Here is a 19,453-nt window from a genome sequence, read left to right on the forward strand (position 1 = left end):
TGGGTTTGTACGAAGGCTGAAGTAAAACAAAAGAGGAAGTGGAATGTCAGGTCTTAGCGAGTCAGCGAAGTTAGTAAAAGAAGCGCTAGAGCAACGCGGTTTGGAAACGCCAATGCGTCCAAACAACGTAAGTCGTGAAGAGAAGAAAGAGAAGATCGAACACCACATGCGTGAGATCTTAGGTCTACTTCAACTTGACCTCACTGACGATAGCCTAGAAGAAACCCCTCACCGCATTGCTAAGATGTACGTTGACGAAATCTTCTCTGGTCTGGATTACTCCAACTTTCCTAAAATCACGGTGATTGAGAACAAGATGAACGTGAGCGAGATGGTTCGCGTGAAGGACATCACAGTGACCAGTACTTGTGAACACCACCTTGTGACCATCGATGGCAAGGCTGCTGTGGCTTACATTCCACGTGGCAAGATCATTGGCCTGTCAAAGATCAACCGTATCGTTCGCTTCTTTGCCCAGCGTCCACAAGTTCAAGAGCGTATGACTCAGCAAATTCTTGTTGCACTTCAAACGCTGCTTGAGTCCGATGATGTGGCAGTGACGATTGACGCAACACACTACTGCGTGAAATCTCGCGGTGTGATGGATGCAACCAGCGAAACCACGACAACAGCATTGGGCGGTATCTTCAAAAGCAACCCAGCAACGCGTGCCGAGTTTCTGCACGGTTTACGTTAGGTAACCAAGCACTATTCTAAGAGGATGGCAAACGCCATCCTTTTTTTATGCTTGTTTAGAAAATGACTTCATGATTTCTGGCCAGTACATTTTGACGTAACCTGCCGATACCCAAACAACCAATACAGTCGCGATACTGAGCTCTAGAAAACCAAAGTCGTGTAGCCAGTGCCAGTGAGGGTGCGATTCGGCAAAAAAAGAGGTTAAGCGATGCATTGCGATAGCGCTGATCACGGAAGGAAAGGTTACTGCCGCGATAGAAGGTTGAAACTTCAAGCGAAGTAAGCGGAAGTAACATAAGTAGATCAATAAAGTCATAGTGATGGCGATCCCTGCCAATGCGCCTGTTAGTATCGGATCAGGTAAGGGAAAGTTCACCAAGTATGCTGCTAATGACAAGTTTACCGGCGCGGCCATAATCGCGAGGGTCGGTCTTGCTCGCTTTGGTAGAGAGCCGAAAAACACCAAACGATACAACACGAGTGGCAGCATGAAGAAATAAATACCGATGCACATCATCGCTAGCGTTTCGGAGAATAAGTTGTGACCTAGTTGAGAACCGGCTAGTGAACTACTGATCAGCCCCACCGGATAAAGAAACCAACTCGGTACGATATTGGACATTTTGAAGTTCATTAGCTGAAAGCTAAAAAACAGCACCATCATAGTAAAATGCAGCAAAAGCGCCATAAACCAAAGTGGATAAGCGATGATAGGCGCTACAGCGGCAAGATAATCTGCAAGGATCAGTAACGCCATACTCATTGGTGCCATTAAACTACCACTTAGCGGGTGACGAATGTCGACCATGAATAATCGTGGATTAGCGGCATATTTTATGAGTACAGGGGCGAGTAAAAGTGCGCCGAGTGACGCCAAAAATGGGCGTATCGGTTCACCAATCTCGGGAACATAGAGTGCCCAAGCTTGCCCTAAACCTATCATACCTAGTGCCAACGCGGCTTGAGACGGCGGGACACTATAAAACTGCACAAGTCTTCTCCAGTTCAAATCTACTCCATTTGATTTTTGCCTGAATGAAACGAAACATGACGATTTGGATGAAATGCTCTATTTAAGTAGCAAATACTAACAAGTATGGAGAGGGGTTTCTCATGAAAGGTGGTGAGCAAATATCAGAGAATGATAATTTTGTGAGTTTGGTATCGAATATTTGGGAAAAGATGTAAAAATGCAGAGTTTATCGCTCCAAACCCTTCGATAGTCTGGAGCGAAGTGATAACAAAGAGAATGTTATGTTGATTGATTCTCCGGTAGATCCTGCTGGCGTAACTTTTCGTTTTTGATTGTGCGATGCAGCAACTGGCTGTAAATAGGTTGTCCACCCAACAATTGAGCAATAATCACAGCGCCCAAACAAGTAATGATCAATGGCAGGATTAAGTAGTAGTTATTCGTCATTTCAATCACTAACAGAATACCTGTAATCGGTGCACGTACCGTCGCAGCAAACAGGGCACCCATGCCCGCAATCGCAAATACACCAGGCTCGATATCAAGCGCAGGGAGCAAGACATCAGCACTTGCTCCGAACGCATAGCCAAATAAGGTTCCCAGAGCAAGCATAGGTGCAAAGATGCCTCCCGGCGCACCAGAACCAAAACAGAGCAGGGTTGTAATTACGCGACCAAAGAAAAGCAAAACTAAAATAGATACCGAGTAGTTACCGTTAGTAATGTCAGGAATAAGGCCGATACCACCACCAGTTAGTTGGGGTACGTACAAAAGAAGCAAACCAAACACGCCTCCCAGTAGCGAACCCACAATCAAGTAGCGCTTACGATCGTTTTTGTGAATTGCGACAAAACTGTCTTGTGCCACGGTAATCAGTTTATTGAAGATCACGCCAAACACGCCAAACAATGCGCCAAGCAATAAAAACAGCCATAGGGTTTGAAGCTCTGGCGACTGGTATTGCGGCATAGTGATAACGGCGTCTTGCCCGTTGATGGCGCGAAACACTATGTTCGCCATAATGGCAGAAATGATCACTGCGCGAATTGAGATCAAAGAGTAGCGAAACTGAGGTCGCATTTCCTCCACAACGAACATAATGCCTGCGAGTGGGGCATTAAAGGCCGCAGCCAAACCGCCCGCAGCACCAGAAGCGAGCAGGGAGTGGCGGGTATCGTCATCCTTTACGCGGAATATATCGGTCACCATTCGACCTACAGCACCACCCATTTGAACGGTTGGGCCTTCACGACCAAGCACCATACCAGAGCCAAGTGCGCCCATGCCGCCGAAGAATTTTACTGGTAGCACGCGCCACCAGCGCACTGGACGAATATTATCCATTGCCCCTTCGATTTCAGGAATACCAGAACCTGCCGCTTCTGGCGCAAAGCGGTGCACAAGAAAATAGCCAATAAAAGCTAAAAGTGCGCTAATGAGAACCGCTGCCAGCCACAATGGTAGAACATTACCAATTTCGCTTCTTAACCATTCTGTTCGTGTTTCAGAAACGAAATGAACGGCAAGCTCGAAATACGTACCGACAAAACCAGCCAACGTACCTACAATGGCCGCCATAATGAGAACAGAAAATGGTGTTGACCCTCGAGAGACAAACTGGTTAATCGCATCTTTCGGTACGTGCGCTAACACAGATTTCACAATTCTCTCGCGTTTGGTCATTAAAAAGCTCTCCTGTTGCTGGGGGGAAGGGACGAAAGAAAGTATACGCTTCGCAGAGTCTAGACCTAATCAATAAAGATGCAATTTAGCTTTTCACTATTGAGTGTTCGAAGTGTCGCGATATTATTCATTCACTCAGATTGTGCTATTGCTCTCATAATTTAGGATAAAAAACTTGTTTTTTGAGAAAAATGAACCATGCTTTAAATGTAAAGCAACATGACTGCTTCAGAAGGAGGGATGTGAGGTTTTACACACAATTTGGATGGATTCAAACCCTACGGTAAGTCCTCGTTTTATGTTCGGGATGCATCAATAGACATCGCCGATTCGCACACTCACGATTGAGTAACGAGGTAGAGGCGCACGCACATGTGCGCCTTCTTAATTTCTGCGTTATAACTTTCATCACCACCTGCCACTATTTTTCTCTTGAACATTTTCTTGCAGTTAGTAATGTCTTGGTTCGATGTCAACCAACTAGAGCAGTGCATGCGCTTTTATCTTCGACTCTTACTTTCTTTATGTTGTTGTTCGGTAACGTTTCCGGCACTTTCAACGCCGAGCTGGTGGCAAGACACGTTGTCAGCAATGCCATATTCCAATCTAAAAGAACGTATAGAAAAAAGTGGAAGCTGGTATGGTTGCGAAGTGCAGTTGCGAGACAACTCAACGTTTATCAGCGCTTTTTGTTTGGATGATTTTTCGTACTACCAGCAGCACTTGTATGGTGAAGTGGTTTTGAGAAGAGAAAGTGCTCAGTTCTCGTTTCTCACTGAATACGAGTGGCAGCGTCTGAATGACTTACTTCTCAACTTAAGAAAGGATGGGTTAGTTTTACGCAGAGTTACTATCGGACAAGAACACTATGATGTCGTTGAAGCTCTGGAAAAGAAATCTTCCGAGCTTGTCGATAAAGAAGTTATTTTGTTGATGAACCGCTATCCACAAGAAACGATTCGAAGTTTGCTTTGGGTAAAACCGGACGAGTTTCTGACGCCATCACCGTCCTTAAATGTGCAATTGCGCAGTGATGGCGAAATTATCGAGGTCAAAGTGACTCGTTTTTAGATTCTTTATGGAGAGATAGGAAGGTCGCCATTGCAGACTCATCCAAAAAACCATCCGATTTTTTGTGAGCGCGCAGGTATTGATAGCCTGCGATTAGCTTGCGGTGTATCTCTTCTGCATCGTCTGACAACGGCTGATTCATAACGTGTTGAAAGGCAAGTTTGTACGCATCCATATCCACGACTTCAGCACGGCGATATAAATAACCACATCCCGTTGCTAACCATTCAAGAGAGCAATTGGCGCGCATTGCAATTTGATTTGCTTTAGTTAGGCTAGGTTCACTGCCTTTAAGGTATTTGCGTATTAAAGCTTCAGACACATCGACGCGTCGAGCGAACCCGCTGATGCTTTCTTCTCCGATCAGGGTGGCTAGGCGTTGGGCAAAAGACATATTTCGTACTCCAGTTCGAATTGCGAAAGTTTACCCGTTGAGCCGGTACGAAAACAAGACTACGATGAATGCAGATCAATTGAAGGAGAAAACCCATGGTTGCAAAAGTAGTAACTGCACCAAAAGGCCCAGAGTTCTCAGAGCTGGTTCAAGGATATTGGCGTGCAGTTGAGTGGGGCATGACGGCTCAAGAGCGTTTGTCATTTCTTAAGCAACACATTGAGTTAGGCATTACGACAGTCGATCACGCCGACATCTACGGTAATTACGAGTGTGAGGCGTTGTTTGGTGAAGCGTTAGCTTTAGACAAGAGTGTTCGTGAGCAAATTCAGATCGTGACGAAATGCGACATCAATTTGTGTGGCGATAAAACGCCAGAGCGTAAGATCAATCACTACGACACGAGCTCAGCACATATCTACCAATCGGTGAATAACTCGCTAGAACGTTTGAATGTGGATGAAATCGACGTGCTTTTAATTCATCGTCCTGACGTGTTAATGGATGCGGACGAGGTTGCAGAAGCATTTTCTGAGCTTCACAAAGTCGGCAAAGTGAAGCACTTTGGCGTGTCTAACTTCACTCCACGCCAGTTTGAACTGCTGCAATCTCGCTTAGGTAAGCCGTTGGTTACTAACCAAGTGGAAATCAACCCACTTAACTTTGAGGTTGCTCACGATGGAACGCTTGACCAAATGCAAATGTTGCGTACGCGACCAATGGCTTGGTCTTGCCTCGGTGGAGGTTCAATTTTTAGTGGTGACAGTGAGCAAGCTGTTCGTGTCCGTAACGAATTAGAAGCAATTCGTGAAGAAGTGGGCGCAGCGAGTATTGACCAAGTAATTTATGCCTGGGTACGTCGTTTGCCATCTAACCCTATTCCAATCATTGGCTCTGGTAAAATCGAGCGTGTGCAAACTGCAGTTAATGCATTGAACATCGAACTTACTCGAGAGCAATGGTATCGCGTATGGGTGGCTTCTAAAGGTCATGGTGTGCCATAGAATTGATATCTTATCGATGAAATTGTTATTAAAGGCATCCTCTAGCAGGGTGCCTTTTTAGTTTTAGCGCGTTACTGTTTACCCATTATGGAAATGGAAAGAATGAAATTCGAGCAAAAATGGGCTTTGGATGTTAGCTGCAACTTTTTGCTTACTTTGGGTGGAGGAGTTTTACCCATGTTTGTTTTATGTCACTAAACAGCGAATGTGATGCTTGCTTTTTAGTCATTTTGTTCACTCATTCATTCATATTGCGTATGCTTATTGAATAATAAAGAAATAAAAAACTCGTCAGTTTTCTCGTATTACATGCTGTAACAATCTGTTAGACTCCGGCGCAGATTGTGGAATATAAAAAGGTGATTGAATGTCTTTTCCCGTACTCATCTGTGATGATTCAGCGTTAGCACGCAAACAGATGGCGAGATCACTACCAGCCACATTGAATGCCGATATTACGTTTGCTATCCACGGAAAAAACGCGCTAGAAGAACTCGAAAAAAACGAGTTTAAATTGATGTTTCTTGATTTGACCATGCCAGAAATGGATGGCTTTGAAACACTAGAGCACATGCAACGGTTGGGGGATAAAACTCCGGTGGTTGTTGTGTCGGGGGATATCCAACCTAAAGCGAAAGAGCGCGTGTTCGCACTGGGTGCAAAAGCGTTTATTCAAAAACCGATCGCCAAAGATGAACTCAAGAAGGCGCTTAAAGAGTTGGTCGAGCCAGAACCTCGTCCTCAAATTATCACGCCTGTCTCTATTGAGTTACCGATTTTACGTCGTCGCGATATTTACATGGAAGTGGCTAACGTTTCAATTGGTCGAGCAGCCGATGCATTGGCGCGTCACTTTGATGTGTTTGTGCAACTACCTCTGCCGAACGTCAATATCTTTGAAGTGAGCGAACTTCACATGGCCCTACGCGACTTGGCGTCGCATGACAACGTATCGGGTGTTTGTCAGGGATTTTGTGGCGAAGGTATTGCTGGCGAAGCGCTAGTGATCTTGAGTGACTCAAGCGTATCTGATCTCAAAAAGTTGATGAAAGTACCAGCAGACAGCGAAGAGCTAGAAGAGCTTGAGCTGCTAATGGATATTTCTAATATTTTGGTGGGGTCGTTCTTAAATGGTTTAGGCGAGCAGTCTGAAGTCCGATTCTTCCAAAGTCCACCAGTACTCCTTGGTCAGCATATCTCAATTGACTCGATCATTGAATCTACAACTGGAGCATTCAGCCGCACGATGACATTCGAAGTGAGCTACAACATTGAAGGAACGTCGATTCGTTGTGACTTGTTGTTTATGTTTGTGGACGAATCCTTGCCGCTGCTTGATAACAAACTGTCTTATCTAATGGAGGAGTTCTAATGTTGAATATGCCAGCAGAGTTTGAACAATTCCATTGGATGGTGGATATGGTACAAAACGTTGACATGGGCTTAGTGGTCATTGATCGAGATTACAATGTACAGGTCTGGAATGGGTTTATGACTCATCACAGTGGTTTGCAGTCTCATGATGCGATAGGTCGTTCTATATTTGATATCTTCCCTGAAATCCCACAGGAGTGGTTTAAATTAAAAACAAAACCAGTGTATGACCTAGGCTGTCGCAGCTTCATCACATGGCGACAACGACCTTACTTATTCTGCTGTCGCAATGTTCGACCAGTTACGCAGCAAGCGGAGTTTATGTACCAGAATGTTACGTTGAACCCAATGCGCACACCGACTGGAAAAATCAACTCGTTGTTTTTGTCTATACAAGACGCGACGGCTGAAGCTCTGATGTCTCAGAATCAATAGCGATAAAAAACTTTCTCAAAAGCCAAGGTCCGCCTTGGCTTTTTTGTATACTTATAATTGTGTTTCCCAATGCGTAGAACGTGAATATGGACTTTAATCTCGCCCTAAAACTCTACACCGCAGAGCAAGTAAAAAACGGTGAAACGCTGGCTGCGCAAATGGCTGGTGTTTCTATGTATAGCTTAATGCAACGCGCTGGTATGGCCGTGTATGAGCGCTTTTTACATCTGTATCCTAAATCAAAAAATATCTTAGTGATTTGCGGTAAAGGGAATAATGGTGGCGATGGTTACGTATTTGCATCTCTTGCGAAACAAGCTCAACTCAATGTACATGTTTTCCAAATTGGTGATGTATCTGTGCTAAAAGGTGATGCTTTGCGCGCATACCAAGACTGGCAGTCAATCGACGGTGTTAACAATGATTGGGATGAATGGAATACCGCATTGCTAGAAGCAGATGTGATCATCGATGCCATGTTAGGCACTGGTTTAAGCGGTGAGGTTCGTTCGGAGTATCGTCGTTATATTGACCAAATTAATCAAATTCATACCCCTGTGATTGCAGTCGACGTTCCTTCTGGTCTGTGTGCTAATACAGGTGCAGTTTTAGGTGATGCTATTCGTGCCGAGCATACTGTAACCTTCATTGGGGTTAAACAAGGCTTATGCACTGGACAAGCGAGAGATCGAGTTGGCGAGCTCTACTTTTGTGGTTTAGGCGTCAATACTAAGTTTGATACTATCGAAGTAGAAAGTGCATTAGGTATTGATCATCAGGTTGTTTCAAGATTAATGCCCAAGCCAAATCCAACGGTCCATAAAGGTGACAACGGGAAGTTGCTTTGTGTTGGTGGCAATCAAGGGATGTCTGGAGCGATTCGTTTATGTTCCTCCGCTGCGATTAGAGCCGGAGCGGGTTTAACTGCCGCAATTACTCACACGAGTAGCCTTATTCCACTGCAGGTTGGTTGCCCAGAAGTAATGAGCCAGAGCATCACCGCTGACTTACTCAGGGATACTGAGAACGACTTAACTAAACGCATTCGCTGGGCTGACGTATTCGTGTTTGGTCCTGGCTTTGGAGATGATGAGTGGGCTTATCAAGCCTATCAATATCTGGCTCAAGAGCAGAAACCTAAAGTTGTTGATGCTGATGGCCTCAATATTCTAGCGATGCTGAGCCAGCGATGCGATGGCACTCTGGTGTACGACAACCATCGAGTGATCACGCCGCATCCTGGAGAGGCAGCTCGACTACTAAATGTAACCATTCAACAAATAGAAAGTGACCGATACTCTGCTGTAAGACAACTGCAAGAGCGTTATGGCGGTGTAGTGGTTTTAAAAGGCGCGGGGACGCTTATTTACGATGGAACGAGAATGTACGTCTGTCTAGCGGGTAACGCCGGAATGGCGACGGGGGGAATGGGAGATGTGTTATCTGGAGTCATTGGTGCATTACTAGCCAAAGGTTTACCAATTTCTGTTGCCGCACGTTTAGGTGTGGTACTTCACAGTCATGCTGCTGATATAAACGTGAGTCAGAATGGTCAAATTGGTCTTTTGGCAAGTGATGTCGTTAGCACTCTTCGTACCGCTATCACCCAAGAACTCTATCGAAATTAATTAGATTTCATGCATTGCTGAGAAAATTCGTCGATTTTTTTGAGTACTTTTTTACGAATTAGCAGGGCATCTTAGTATTAGGTGATTGAGTTTTAGGCAGATTTGAGAGGTGATGCGTTTTAATTTTTAAGATATGACGCAAAGGTTTGCGCAATGGGTTAACTTAAGTGCTTTCTCAAGTTGTTGATAGATATAAATAATAAGAGGTTTTGATGACTTGGGGAGCGTTTTTGATATGCGATTATCAAGATGGTATCACAAAAAAAATTCAAATATCAGACTTGTAGGAAATAAATCACAGCCTATAATGCTGAAAACCGGAGCGTCTGCCAACGCTCCGGTTTTTTTGTGTCCGAAGAACAGTGAACTCGTCTGCCAACGAAATCACTACGCACTCTGAGATGACACATATACATATGAATCAAGGAATTACACAATGCGTATCGAACAAGAACTTAAGTTAGGTTTTAAAGATGTACTGTTTCGCCCGAAACGTTCTACCCTTAAGAGCCGTTCTCAAGTAAATTTAACCCGCGATTTTACATTCAAGCATAGTGGTCGTCAATGGTCTGGTGTGCCAGTAATCGCAGCAAACATGGATTCGGTTGGTAGCTTTGCAATGGCTAAAGCGCTGGCTGAGCATGGTGTAATGACCGCTGTTCACAAACATTACACGGTAGAAGATTGGGCTGAGTTTGCTAAATCAGCAGATAAAGTAACCATGAATAACGTTATGGTGTCTACGGGAACATCTGACGCAGACTTCCAAAAAACCAAAGACATCATGGCGCTTTCAGATGAATTTATTTTCATTTGTATCGACATTGCAAATGGTTACTCAGAGCATTTGGTCGAGTATGTTGAACGCGTGCGAGCTGAGTTCCCAGACAAGGTCATTTCTGCAGGCAACGTGGTTACTGGTGATATGTGTGAAGAGCTAATCCTAGCTGGTGCAGACATCGTTAAAGTGGGTATCGGCCCAGGCTCTGTATGTACAACTCGTGTAAAAACGGGTGTTGGTTACCCGCAGCTTTCTGCAATCATCGAGTGTGGTGATGCAGCGCACGGCCTTGGTGGCATGATCGTCGGTGACGGTGGCTGTTCTTGTGCGGGTGACGTAGCGAAAGCATTCGGTGGTGGCGCGGACTTCGTAATGCTAGGTGGGATGCTAGCGGGTCACGAAGAGTCAGGCGGCGAAGTGATCGAGAAAGACGGCGAGAAGTTCATGAAATTCTATGGCATGTCGTCGAAGAGCGCGATGGATAAGCACTCAGGTGGTGTCGCTGGCTACCGTGCGGCTGAAGGTAAAACCGTATTATTGCCATACCGTGGTAGCGTTCACGGCACTATTCAAGACATCCTTGGAGGCGTTCGCTCAACATGTACATACGTAGGTGCAGCAAAGCTTAAAGAGCTAACCAAGCGTACTACATTCATCCGTGTTCAAGAACAAGAGAACAACGTGTTCGGTAAAGAGTAAATCGACTGAATGTAAAAAGTGTAAAAGCAACCATATATTGATATTTGGTGCAACCATAATTTGATATTGCCTCTTCATAAGTCTATTGCTTTTTATGTTTATGACATTTTTGAAGGGGCTATTTTATATCTGCTTTAGGATGAAATACCTAGCTAAGTGAGTTTGTTTAACACTTCTATCATGGCGTAGGTTTTTCCAACTTGAGCATTGTAATTTCTCAAACTTAACTAAGCGGCAATGAAAATACATGCTTAACCATAGGAGCCATCGTAATCGCTAAGTCATTAAATAGGCGAGGTCTTCCAGGTTGGTTCCCTTGCTTGATTTGCTTCCATAGCTGAACCGTCTCTTAATTAAAAATGTCCGTTAACAGCGGGTGATTAAAGCTTGGTTGTTGTGTTTCCAATTGGTTGTTCTGTAGCGAGGCTGGCTATTAGCCTAAGTATATGAGTGAACTTAGCTGCTCAGCTCATGGGTTGAAGATTTAGTTGCCTGATTTAGGAAACAAAGCTAGTACTCGGCACTAATTTGAATTTTAAGGTAATAAATCACGAATATAACAGTAGAAGTGGAAGACATGCGCTTAATCTGATTAAGCGCATTTTCTGTGTTTTAAGTTTAGTATTTCACTTCGTAGTTCAAGTGGAAGCGACGACCCGGTGCGTTGTAGTAACGTGAGTTGTTACGCTCTGATTGCGCGTACGCCGTCATGTAGTCTTCGTTGAATAGGTTTTCAACAGCGAAGCTTAACGTACCGAACGGAAGATCGTAGTCCACACCAGCGTTTGCAACGAAGTAGCTGTCTACTGCGTATTTCGCGCCAGAAGTGATTTCATCTTCTTTATCACGGTTGCCTGAGTAAACCAGCGTCATGTTGTAGCGACCGAATTCGTAAGCGTCGTAACTGATAACAGACGTTACTTTCAATGGTGCGATACGCGTGCCGTCTAGTGGTTCCCAGCCGCTGTCTTCGTTAAGTTTACGCTCACCTTCTTGCCAAGAGATCGTGCTGTCTGTACGAAGGTTAGCAAGAATGCTGTAACCAAGCGTTGCTTCCGCACCCCAAACTTTTTCTGGTGCACGAGTACTTTCTAGCGCATCGCCGGCTTCGTTTACGTTCAGTGTCGAACCTAGGTCAGATTCGCTGTAGAACGCTGCAAGAGAGTAGTCCGCTTCACCAAGGAAACCGCGCACACCCACTTCGTAGTTGTCAGTAGTAATTGGCTTGATAGCACCTTCAACTGTTGAGCTGTTGCCAGAACGAATGTCACGTAGTGCTTCGTTCGTTGACATACCTTGCGCGAAAGATGCAAACAGCTGGTGGTTGTCGGTCAGATCGTGTGTCACACCAATGTTGAATAGGAACTCGTCAAAGTACGGATCACCGCCTTGAACTTGATCACCTGCATTGTTGTGCGTGTTACCTACCGTGAAATCATCCACGCTTAGGCGAACGTACTCGTAACGGATACCGTAAGAAAGAACCGTGTTATCGCTTACATCAGTAATGAACTGTGCGAATGGTGCGATAGCAAATTGCTCTACATCCGGTGTGTTGTTGTAGAAACCGACGCTGTTTGGCTGTTTGAACGACTGTTGTTCAACGTCCATACCCCAAGTCACGAATGCCCAATCAATTTGGCTAGAGATGTTGGCTTTCACGCCGAAACGATCAAAATCTGTCTCGTTGTGGCCATATAGCGTTTGACCAAAGGTTGGAGAATTTGGGTTCTTATCTTTCATCGCAAGCGTGAACGTCTCAGTATCTTGAGCCATCCAGTAACCCGTTACATCGAGCATACCTAAGCTAAAGCCCAGATCTTGGTAACGCGCTTGGTAGTTAGCGAACGTACGTGTCACATCGTTTGGTTTCGCGCCATCTTTGCCTGCAACGCCGTTGTTGTAACCTGGGCCACAGTGAACCGCTTCGGCAGGTTTGCCGTTAGCTGCATCGCCATTCGCTGCACACCAGCCGTCGTTGTCAGTAATGTTACGAACGCCAACAGTCAAAGTCAGTGAACGATCTTCGTCGATGTTACGGTTCCAAACGCCGTTTACGTTTAGGTTGTCCATGTCATCTTCGTTGTTTACCGAAGGTAGGCGGTCACCGTTAGCATCGTAGCTGCCGCCACGTTGCTCGTAACCCAAACCTAAACGCCATTGATCTTTCTCATCACCGCCTGTCGCTTCTTGGTACACGTTCCAAGTGAACGCATCGCTACCAAACTCTTGGAAGCTTGTGCCAACTTTAGTGCGGTACTCTACTGCGCCTTCTTCTGGCATTTTGGTGATCACGTTGATGATACCGCCCTGTGCGCCAAGGCCGTATACCGCAGAACCACCGCGGATAACTTCGATACGCTCAACGTTTTGCGGATCAATCGCCGACAACTCTTGGCCAAAATCTAGGAAGCTGTTGTTTTGTGCAACACCGTCAATCAATAACAGAACGCGACGACCACGGATTTGGTTTTGACCTTTGCTGCTCAGGTTACCGTGAACAGAAGTCCCCATACCTGGAACCAAGGTTGAAAGCACATCGTTGATGCTGCGGCTTTGGCTCAATTGAGATTGAAGTTGTGCTTGGTCGATAACGGTCACAGAGCGAGGAACGTCGTTAAGCAGCTGTTGAGAACGGCTTGCGGTAACAACCATTGTTTCCATTGCTTGGACTTGGTCGTTACTTTCCGCTGAAACGCCGAAAGGTGAAAGAGTAATTGCACTTACCACTGCAATATTTAGCTTAGATAGTTTGAGTTTCATAACTTCCTGCAACTAAAAGTTGTCTTTTATAAACTTGTTAATAAATTGATTTAGCTAGCGATTATTGAGCACTTTGTAATTACGTGGTAGTCTAGCACGCAAAGAAGCAATGTAAATATCAATAATTATCATTTGTAATTTAATGGGCAGTTTTACAGCAGTCGTTATCATTTCAATAATTAGCCAAATGCTGTCTATTCAGCTTGCTTATGCAAGTGGATTAAACGCATCAGTTGTCGATGATCTAGACCATACTATTTCGACGTCGAATGTGACCCATTTCCCGCGTGTTGCAAGCGTGTCTACTTTTGGTGCAGAGCTAGTAATAGCAATGGGTGAGAAGCCTGTTGGTGTATCCGATTATCCTGGTGGATTTCCTCCTTATCTTTCTGCTTTAAATGACGTGCCAAGTCTTGGTAATCGTTCAAGAACCAGCTTTGAAGCTTTGTACGATGCGAAGCCAGATTTGGTTGTTGGTTTGGGGCGAATGTTAGAGCCTTACTATCAGCGCTTCGTCGAAATCGCACCGCCTCTCGGTTTTGATTTGATTACTTTAGAAGACAGTTTTTCTGCGGTAGAGCGTGCAAGCATGGCAATGGGGCGAGAAGAGCAAGGGAAATCACTAAATATGTGTTTTCAGACTTTTCTTGATGAAATGCAATCAAAGCTCGGTAATAGACAGTTTTCTGGTTTATTTCTGACAAGTGCTGGCGTCACTCCGCGAGCATACTACTCACACTTTATGTCCGTTGCTCTTATGGAAAAATTGAATATCCGAAGTGCGAATGGTGACTCGCCGTACGCGACGAAAACGCCTTTTTCTGGGCAAGTGGGTCTTGAGTGGTTGGTAAAACTCGATCCCGATGTGATTTTTATGTACCAGAACGCCGAGCCACAATTTACCGAATCGAAAATTTGGCAAAGCCTAAAAGCGGTGAAGAACAATCGAGTTTACTTGGTTGATATGACATGGCGAGAGCCAGAAGGGCCACTTTCACGAATTTGGGTCGCGATGGATATCGCCCACAAAGTGTATCCCGATCTTTTCCCTGCGCCTTCTGTTGAACGAGTTTATGAGGTGATCAATGGCTCATGTTCTTAGGATAACCAAACCAAGTGCGGTGATGGTTCGCAGTTTGGCGACGGCTTTGTTACTAGGTGTGGTTTATGTGTCTTTGTCGAGTGGCATTTACCATTTTGATGCCCAGCAGATCATGGCGTTTTTGATTTCTGATTCAAGCAACCAAGCATCCTTAGTGTTTTGGGAACTACGTTTACCTCGCACCTTAATCGCACTCTTTGGTGGGGCGGCGTTGGCGGTATCCGGCTCGCTCATGCAAGACATCGTTCGCAACCCGTTAGCGTCTCCAAACCTGACCGGTGTGATGTCTGGCGCTGCGCTTAGCGTGTTAACGGCGACCATGTTCTTGCTGCCATTGCCAACTTTGTTTTGGGGGATTGTAGGTGGTTTGCTTGGCGGTGCCATTACCTTATCCATTAGTTGGAAACAGGGCGTCACACCAGCGCGTTTGGCGTTAGCTGGCATTTCCGTGAGTGCGTTTTGCCAAGCAGCGGTGACCTACATTCTTCTGTCGGATCGCGTAGACAGTGAGTCACTGTTTTTCTGGTTAACGGGCAGTAACGCAGGCGCGAATTGGTCGGTGTTTACGCCGCTTGTTTATACCGTCATTCCTGCGTTTATATCGCTTGCGGTGACACATCGACAGCGTGGTTACTTACTGCTGGATGACACGGTTGCTCGTGGTTTAGGTATCGCGATCAACCGTTATAGATTGGCGTTTGGTTTTGTCTCTGTCGTGCTTACTGCGGTTGCGGTTGGTGCATTTGGTCCTGTCGGTTTTGTTGGCCTTGTTGCCCCTCATCTCGCTCGCATGATGGGGTTGGGACTTGGCGGTGCAGCTTTGATTGGTGCGGCACTCGTTACCGCAGCAGATCTCCTTTCTCGAACCCTGCTTATGCCGTTGGAAATTCCGATTGGCGTCATTACCGCGACTTTAGGTGCGCCTTGGTTTCTTATGTTGATTGTTCGTAAGCTGAGAGGGAAATAATGAAAACGCGTTTCTTATTCCCTTGCTTGGCTTTGCTGGTGTTCGCTCCTGCACTGTTTATCGCTTCTAACCCAGAGCTTAGACAAGCAGGTGAACTGTTTATTACTCGCGGCACTTACCACCCATTTTGGTCGCTAACGTTACCAAGATTTTTGCTGGCGATTATGGCGGGTATGATGCTGGCAGTATCAGGCTTATTGCTGCAAACCACCCTCAAAAACCCGTTGGCAGACAGCGGTATTTTAGGGGTGAACGCTGGTGCTTCTCTTGGTGCTGTTTGTGCGATTTTGTTGCCCGCTTGGTTTAATTGGAATATCACCACAGAAAGCGCGTTACTGCTGTTTTCAATGGCGGGTGGTTTGCTCAGTGCGATTCCTGTTTTGATCGTTAGCCGAATCGGAAATACCAGTCTCACTCTACTCACAGGTGTAGCGATCACGGCGATTCTTGGCGCGTTGAGTTCGGCGCTAATCTTCACCATTGGTCAGGGTAAAACCGATATCGCATTGCAATGGATGGCGGGTGGTATGTACGGCCGAGGTTGGGAACAAGTGAGTTATCTTTTGCCTTGGTTCTTGGCCTGTTTAGCGTTCATTATTTTGGTGTATTTGCCATTGAAATGGGTACGCTACGATGACGCGATTTTGCGTGGCATTGGTATCAACGGTGCTCTGCTGCGTTTGGGGATTCTTTTAGGTACGGTATTTATTACTGCGCCTGCCGTCTCAGCAGTTGGGCCGATTGGTTTTGTGGGATTGGTGATTCCGCACATTGCACGTTTGCTCAGTGCGAATGATCCTTTGCGAACCATGTTCACGACTTTGATTTTCGGCGCTGGCTTCCTCGCTCTTTCAGATGTTTTAGCCAAACACTTACTGTTCCCAACCGAAATTCCTGCGGGCGTGATTACCGCACTGCTTGGTGTGCCATTTTTCCTCTTCTTGTTAAGGAAACACTCATAATGACCCTATCTTCAAACGGGCTTGAAGGGCAATCGCTCACTTCAGGTTACAACGATACGATGATCTTGAACGATGTGAACATCTGTCTTCAAGAAGGTAAGGTGACTGCGTTCATTGGCCCAAATGGGTGCGGTAAAAGTACGCTGATGAAGACCTTAACCGGTGCGATAAAAGCGAAAAAAGGCGACGTGACTTTTAAAGGCAAAGCGCTTAACCAATGGAAGCTTAAAGATCTCGCTAAGCACATTGCGATTCTGCCTCAACATCCTACGGCACCAGAAGGTGTATTGGTTGAGCAGCTTGTTGCGCTTGGTCGTGTTGCTCATCGCAAGTGGTATCAGGGCAACAGTGAGCGTGACCAAGAAGTGATTACTGAATCGCTTGCCTCTGTCGGATTGGCTGGTTACGAAAAGCGTGTAGTGAGTACGTTGTCGGGTGGTGAGCGTCAGCGCGTTTGGCTGGCGATGTGTTTGGCGCAAGAAGCGCAGTGGTTATTGTTGGATGAACCAACCAGTTATCTCGATTTAGGTCACCAACTCGAGTTACTTGAAGTGCTCTATAAGTTGAACAAGGAACGCAACTTAACCATCGTTTATGTCCTGCATGAACTGAGCCAAGCTGCGCAGTTCTGCGATGAACTGGTACTAATGAAAAAAGGTCAGATTTTAAAACAGGGATCGCCTTTGGATGTGCTCACTGAATCGACCCTTGAATCGGTGTTTAAAGTGGAAGGAAAAATGGAAGTCATTGATGGCTACGTTTACTGTTTACCAAAAGCTTATGTTCGTGAGGAAGCGCGTTAATGGGAAACCTGTTTAATCAGTTTCGTACTTTGGTGGCTTTGCCTGAGAATGTTAAAACGCTGAGCATCACCGAGCAGCAAGCCATCTTGAATCACCATGAACCTTTCTTCCGCTTACGTTTTGCTGAACAGCCGAATGGCACTAAAGCCAGTGAATGGTTTGAGCGTGAGTTTCCTGCTGTTGTGCAAGATTACGCAGGTTCTATTGAGGCGAAATTGCCATTTGCCGTGCCGATTTGGCAGAAAGTGTTCAACGCGATTTTGCTGACGTCACTGGTCGGTCACCGTGTGGTGTTTGATCGCGTGTTGCAGTTAACACTCGATGATCTGTATCTGACGATTGGTGAGGACCATCGTGTCGCAAGCATTGAAGTGTCGAGTGCAATCCCTTTCTTTGCTCTTGAGGCTGGCAACGAAAACGCGATGCAAGTGGAGTCAGAACTGGCTTTAGATGAGAAACTTGCGCAAGTCATTACGACGCTCTCTGAGCCATTGGTGCCGCTGTACAAAAAGCAGAAAGTTAGCCCGAAAGTGTTTTGGGGGAATGCCTTGTACGCGTGTGATTTGGCGTTTTCTAAACTTGCGCATCAACCATTAGCCAATGACAGGTTAGATCTAGACGTGCAAGCGGCATCAAAGTGGCAGCAAAACCTATTTAACGCGGTAACACCAAAAGGCGGTGAGTTAAACACGGTAAAAAAGGTGACCTTTAATGGCTTTCAAAAGCTCTACGTGAGACGAGAAACGTGCTGTCTGAAATACAAAATTGAAGGCAAAGAGAAGTGCTCAACCTGTAACTTGCACGATTCAGAAATCCAAGAAAACATCATGCGTATGAACATGCTTGGGTTATTTCAGTAAAATCGATAAATTATCATTTTTTATTGACCACATGTAATTTCAGTAAAAGTCGCTTATTTGAAAAGGTTTTATGTGATTTAGAGCAAAGTTATGGTCTACTGTAGTTGCGGATAAATGGCAGTAGGAAGAATACACGAATCGAAGTGGCTGTTGTTACCTATTTGACTGCTCATACCGTTGCCATTCCGCTGTTAACTCTGCTTTTTCTTTTCTCGCTGCAATCAGCATTTCTATATTTACGTCAGTGTTTGGGTGCCTTTGAATGTATCGCTCGTAATCAACCGGAACACCATTGATGTGCAGTTCAAGATGTAAATGCGGCCCTGTTGTTCTTCCTGTGTTACCCGTTTTCCCTATCACTTGTCCTCGGCTGATCTTCTCACCAACATGGACGTTGCGCTGAGATAAGTGTAGGTAGCGTGATACAGAGCCATTTGTGTGGCGGATATTAATGTAGTTGCCGGCAAAACGGTTGTAGCGGGACTTTAAAACGATGCCATCAGCAATACTACGAATCGGTGTACCTACAGGTGTGGCATAATCAGTGCCTAAGTGCGGAGTCGTTATATTGGTCACTGGATGTGTTCGCTTTAAGTCATAGTCAGAGCTCACTCTGTAGTTTTTATCAAAGGGTGAAGAAAACATGAACTGATTATTTATCGACACACCATGCTCATCAAATACGTTGCCGTGACCATCATTGATAATAAATAAATCAGTTTTACTGCCTAAATAGTAAAAAGAACTAATGTAAGTTTCATTTTTACTATTTAATTTAGTTCTTAAGATAAAGTTATCACCTCTTTTAATAGAGTCAATAATATTAAACTTGCTTTTGATCAGTGCTAATAGCAAGTTGATCTCTTTTTGACTCACTCCTGATTTTAATAATGAAGCGACAAAAGAATATTCAACCACACCGATAGTGATTTTTTGCCTACGAGTATTCTTTTTAATTGGTGGCTGCACATTCTCACTTTCGAATTCTAAAGGCTTGATGGTAGGTAGCCTATCCACAGGAGTGAGGAAGTAGTGAGAAAGCGATACGCTAATCAATATGATTAACGCAGTAGTGATAAGGGCTACGGTAGGAGCTTGCACACTCCTTTTTATTATTAAAATAGTCATTAGTTTTGTTGATTTATCAATACTGACAGTTGTGCGTAGAGTATAATATTTTAAATAAAAACTAGCATTAAAGCATGAGTAATTCCTCTGTTTTAACTAAGTTAATAATTATAGGATGTGAGAATAA

At 45.0% G+C, this 19,453-nt stretch carries 17 protein-coding genes; 12 read left to right on the forward strand and 5 right to left on the reverse strand.

Annotation, left to right across the window (positions count from 1 at the left end):
- Positions 1-43 precede the first annotated feature (43 nt).
- Positions 44-697 carry a GTP cyclohydrolase I FolE gene (gene folE / locus R7Q47_RS06860; RefSeq protein ID WP_005373478.1) on the forward strand — a complete coding sequence of 218 codons (654 nt, stop codon included), beginning with the start codon at positions 44-46 and terminating at the stop codon, positions 695-697.
- A gap of 45 nt (positions 698-742) precedes the next feature.
- Here folE and R7Q47_RS06865 read toward each other — a convergent pair whose 3' ends face one another.
- Together R7Q47_RS06865 and clcA are read right to left on the reverse strand one after the other, a co-directional pair.
- Positions 743-1,690, reverse strand: coding sequence for a TDT family transporter (locus tag R7Q47_RS06865; protein ID WP_318088773.1), 948 nt, complete (start codon positions 1,688-1,690; stop codon positions 743-745).
- Between the two features lie 261 nt (positions 1,691-1,951).
- On the reverse strand, positions 1,952-3,355 hold the full coding sequence (gene clcA, locus R7Q47_RS06870) for a H(+)/Cl(-) exchange transporter ClcA (protein WP_005373473.1): 1,404 nt from the start codon (positions 3,353-3,355) through the stop codon (positions 1,952-1,954).
- 456 nt (positions 3,356-3,811) lie between these two features.
- Here clcA and R7Q47_RS06875 point away from each other — a divergent pair, with 456 nt between their 5' ends.
- A complete protein-coding gene (locus R7Q47_RS06875) occupies positions 3,812-4,426 on the forward strand; it encodes a hypothetical protein (RefSeq protein WP_080659228.1) in 615 nt (204 codons plus the stop codon).
- Here R7Q47_RS06875 and R7Q47_RS06880 read toward each other — a convergent pair.
- Positions 4,407-4,820 (reverse strand): helix-turn-helix domain-containing protein, encoded by a 414-nt coding sequence (locus R7Q47_RS06880; RefSeq protein WP_005373470.1) that lies wholly within the window; start codon positions 4,818-4,820, stop codon positions 4,407-4,409. The two genes, R7Q47_RS06875 and R7Q47_RS06880, sit on opposite strands and share 20 nt — an antisense overlap.
- A gap of 95 nt (positions 4,821-4,915) precedes the next feature.
- Between R7Q47_RS06880 and R7Q47_RS06885 the strand changes: the two genes are divergently transcribed.
- The 5 genes from R7Q47_RS06885 (at position 4,916) to R7Q47_RS06905 (ending at position 10,741) form a co-directional block, all read left to right on the forward strand.
- Positions 4,916-5,824, forward strand: a complete 909-nt coding sequence (locus R7Q47_RS06885; RefSeq protein WP_005387688.1) for an aldo/keto reductase family oxidoreductase — start codon at positions 4,916-4,918, stop codon at positions 5,822-5,824.
- A 367-nt stretch (positions 5,825-6,191) separates the two neighbouring features.
- Entirely contained in the window at positions 6,192-7,196 is a 1,005-nt protein-coding gene (locus R7Q47_RS06890; RefSeq protein ID WP_005373466.1) for a response regulator, read from the forward strand.
- On the forward strand, positions 7,196-7,633 hold the full coding sequence (locus R7Q47_RS06895) for a PAS domain-containing protein (protein ID WP_005373463.1): 438 nt from the start codon (positions 7,196-7,198) through the stop codon (positions 7,631-7,633). Before R7Q47_RS06890 ends, R7Q47_RS06895 begins: the two co-directional genes overlap by 1 nt.
- An 86-nt stretch (positions 7,634-7,719) precedes the next feature.
- The gene (locus R7Q47_RS06900; RefSeq protein ID WP_318088774.1) at positions 7,720-9,261 is read left to right on the forward strand and encodes an NAD(P)H-hydrate dehydratase; all 1,542 of its coding nucleotides are present in this window, start codon (positions 7,720-7,722) and stop codon (positions 9,259-9,261) included.
- Between the two features lie 436 nt (positions 9,262-9,697).
- Positions 9,698-10,741 (forward strand): GMP reductase, encoded by a 1,044-nt coding sequence (locus R7Q47_RS06905; protein ID WP_005373458.1) that lies wholly within the window; start codon positions 9,698-9,700, stop codon positions 10,739-10,741.
- A 618-nt stretch (positions 10,742-11,359) separates the two neighbouring features.
- Here the strand turns inward: R7Q47_RS06905 and R7Q47_RS06910 are convergent.
- Positions 11,360-13,504 (reverse strand): TonB-dependent receptor, encoded by a 2,145-nt coding sequence (locus tag R7Q47_RS06910; RefSeq protein WP_213966607.1) that lies wholly within the window; start codon positions 13,502-13,504, stop codon positions 11,360-11,362.
- Between the two features lie 142 nt (positions 13,505-13,646).
- On the opposite strand from R7Q47_RS06910, the gene R7Q47_RS06915 reads away from it, so the two are divergent.
- Genes R7Q47_RS06915 through R7Q47_RS06935 form a run of 5 tightly spaced genes read left to right on the forward strand, consistent with a single transcriptional unit; the run spans position 13,647 to position 18,198 of the window.
- Complete coding sequence (locus R7Q47_RS06915) at positions 13,647-14,606, forward strand: ABC transporter substrate-binding protein (RefSeq protein ID WP_047101249.1); 960 nt, start codon at positions 13,647-13,649, stop codon at positions 14,604-14,606.
- A complete protein-coding gene (locus R7Q47_RS06920; RefSeq protein ID WP_213966606.1) occupies positions 14,590-15,573 on the forward strand; it encodes a FecCD family ABC transporter permease in 984 nt (327 codons plus the stop codon). The genes R7Q47_RS06915 and R7Q47_RS06920 overlap by 17 nt, the downstream gene beginning before the upstream one ends.
- Complete coding sequence (locus R7Q47_RS06925; RefSeq protein WP_213886143.1) at positions 15,573-16,535, forward strand: FecCD family ABC transporter permease; 963 nt, start codon at positions 15,573-15,575, stop codon at positions 16,533-16,535. The genes R7Q47_RS06920 and R7Q47_RS06925 overlap by 1 nt, the downstream gene beginning before the upstream one ends.
- Positions 16,535-17,338 carry an ABC transporter ATP-binding protein gene (locus R7Q47_RS06930; RefSeq protein ID WP_213966604.1) on the forward strand — a complete coding sequence of 268 codons (804 nt, stop codon included), beginning with the start codon at positions 16,535-16,537 and terminating at the stop codon, positions 17,336-17,338. The genes R7Q47_RS06925 and R7Q47_RS06930 overlap by 1 nt, the downstream gene beginning before the upstream one ends.
- Positions 17,338-18,198: a (2Fe-2S)-binding protein gene (locus R7Q47_RS06935; RefSeq protein ID WP_213966603.1), complete on the forward strand. Its 861-nt coding sequence runs from the start codon at positions 17,338-17,340 to the stop codon at positions 18,196-18,198. Before R7Q47_RS06930 ends, R7Q47_RS06935 begins: the two co-directional genes overlap by 1 nt.
- A gap of 153 nt (positions 18,199-18,351) precedes the next feature.
- On the opposite strand, the gene R7Q47_RS06940 is transcribed toward R7Q47_RS06935, so the two are convergent.
- Complete coding sequence (locus R7Q47_RS06940; RefSeq protein ID WP_053304503.1) at positions 18,352-19,326, reverse strand: peptidoglycan DD-metalloendopeptidase family protein; 975 nt, start codon at positions 19,324-19,326, stop codon at positions 18,352-18,354.
- Positions 19,327-19,453: the final 127 nt, after the last annotated feature.

This window comes from Vibrio sp. Vb0349 (assembly GCF_033338975.1).

Excerpts from the sequence above, each read along its gene's own strand:
- folE (WP_005373478.1), top strand. The coding sequence starts at position 44 with ATGTCAGGTCTTAGCGAGTCAGCGAAGTTAGTAAAAGAAGCGCTAGAG.
- clcA (WP_005373473.1), bottom strand. The coding sequence starts at position 3,355 with ATGACCAAACGCGAGAGAATTGTGAAATCTGTGTTAGCGCACGTACCG.
- R7Q47_RS06875 (WP_080659228.1), top strand. The coding sequence starts at position 3,812 with ATGTCTTGGTTCGATGTCAACCAACTAGAGCAGTGCATGCGCTTTTAT.
- R7Q47_RS06880 (WP_005373470.1), bottom strand. The coding sequence starts at position 4,820 with ATGTCTTTTGCCCAACGCCTAGCCACCCTGATCGGAGAAGAAAGCATC.
- R7Q47_RS06885 (WP_005387688.1), top strand. The coding sequence starts at position 4,916 with ATGGTTGCAAAAGTAGTAACTGCACCAAAAGGCCCAGAGTTCTCAGAG.
- R7Q47_RS06890 (WP_005373466.1), top strand. The coding sequence starts at position 6,192 with ATGTCTTTTCCCGTACTCATCTGTGATGATTCAGCGTTAGCACGCAAA.
- R7Q47_RS06895 (WP_005373463.1), top strand. The coding sequence starts at position 7,196 with ATGTTGAATATGCCAGCAGAGTTTGAACAATTCCATTGGATGGTGGAT.
- R7Q47_RS06900 (WP_318088774.1), top strand. The coding sequence starts at position 7,720 with ATGGACTTTAATCTCGCCCTAAAACTCTACACCGCAGAGCAAGTAAAA.
- R7Q47_RS06905 (WP_005373458.1), top strand. The coding sequence starts at position 9,698 with ATGCGTATCGAACAAGAACTTAAGTTAGGTTTTAAAGATGTACTGTTT.
- R7Q47_RS06910 (WP_213966607.1), bottom strand. The coding sequence starts at position 13,504 with ATGAAACTCAAACTATCTAAGCTAAATATTGCAGTGGTAAGTGCAATT.
- R7Q47_RS06915 (WP_047101249.1), top strand. The coding sequence starts at position 13,647 with ATGGGCAGTTTTACAGCAGTCGTTATCATTTCAATAATTAGCCAAATG.
- R7Q47_RS06920 (WP_213966606.1), top strand. The coding sequence starts at position 14,590 with ATGGCTCATGTTCTTAGGATAACCAAACCAAGTGCGGTGATGGTTCGC.
- R7Q47_RS06925 (WP_213886143.1), top strand. The coding sequence starts at position 15,573 with ATGAAAACGCGTTTCTTATTCCCTTGCTTGGCTTTGCTGGTGTTCGCT.
- R7Q47_RS06930 (WP_213966604.1), top strand. The coding sequence starts at position 16,535 with ATGACCCTATCTTCAAACGGGCTTGAAGGGCAATCGCTCACTTCAGGT.
- R7Q47_RS06935 (WP_213966603.1), top strand. The coding sequence starts at position 17,338 with ATGGGAAACCTGTTTAATCAGTTTCGTACTTTGGTGGCTTTGCCTGAG.
- R7Q47_RS06940 (WP_053304503.1), bottom strand. The coding sequence starts at position 19,326 with ATGACTATTTTAATAATAAAAAGGAGTGTGCAAGCTCCTACCGTAGCC.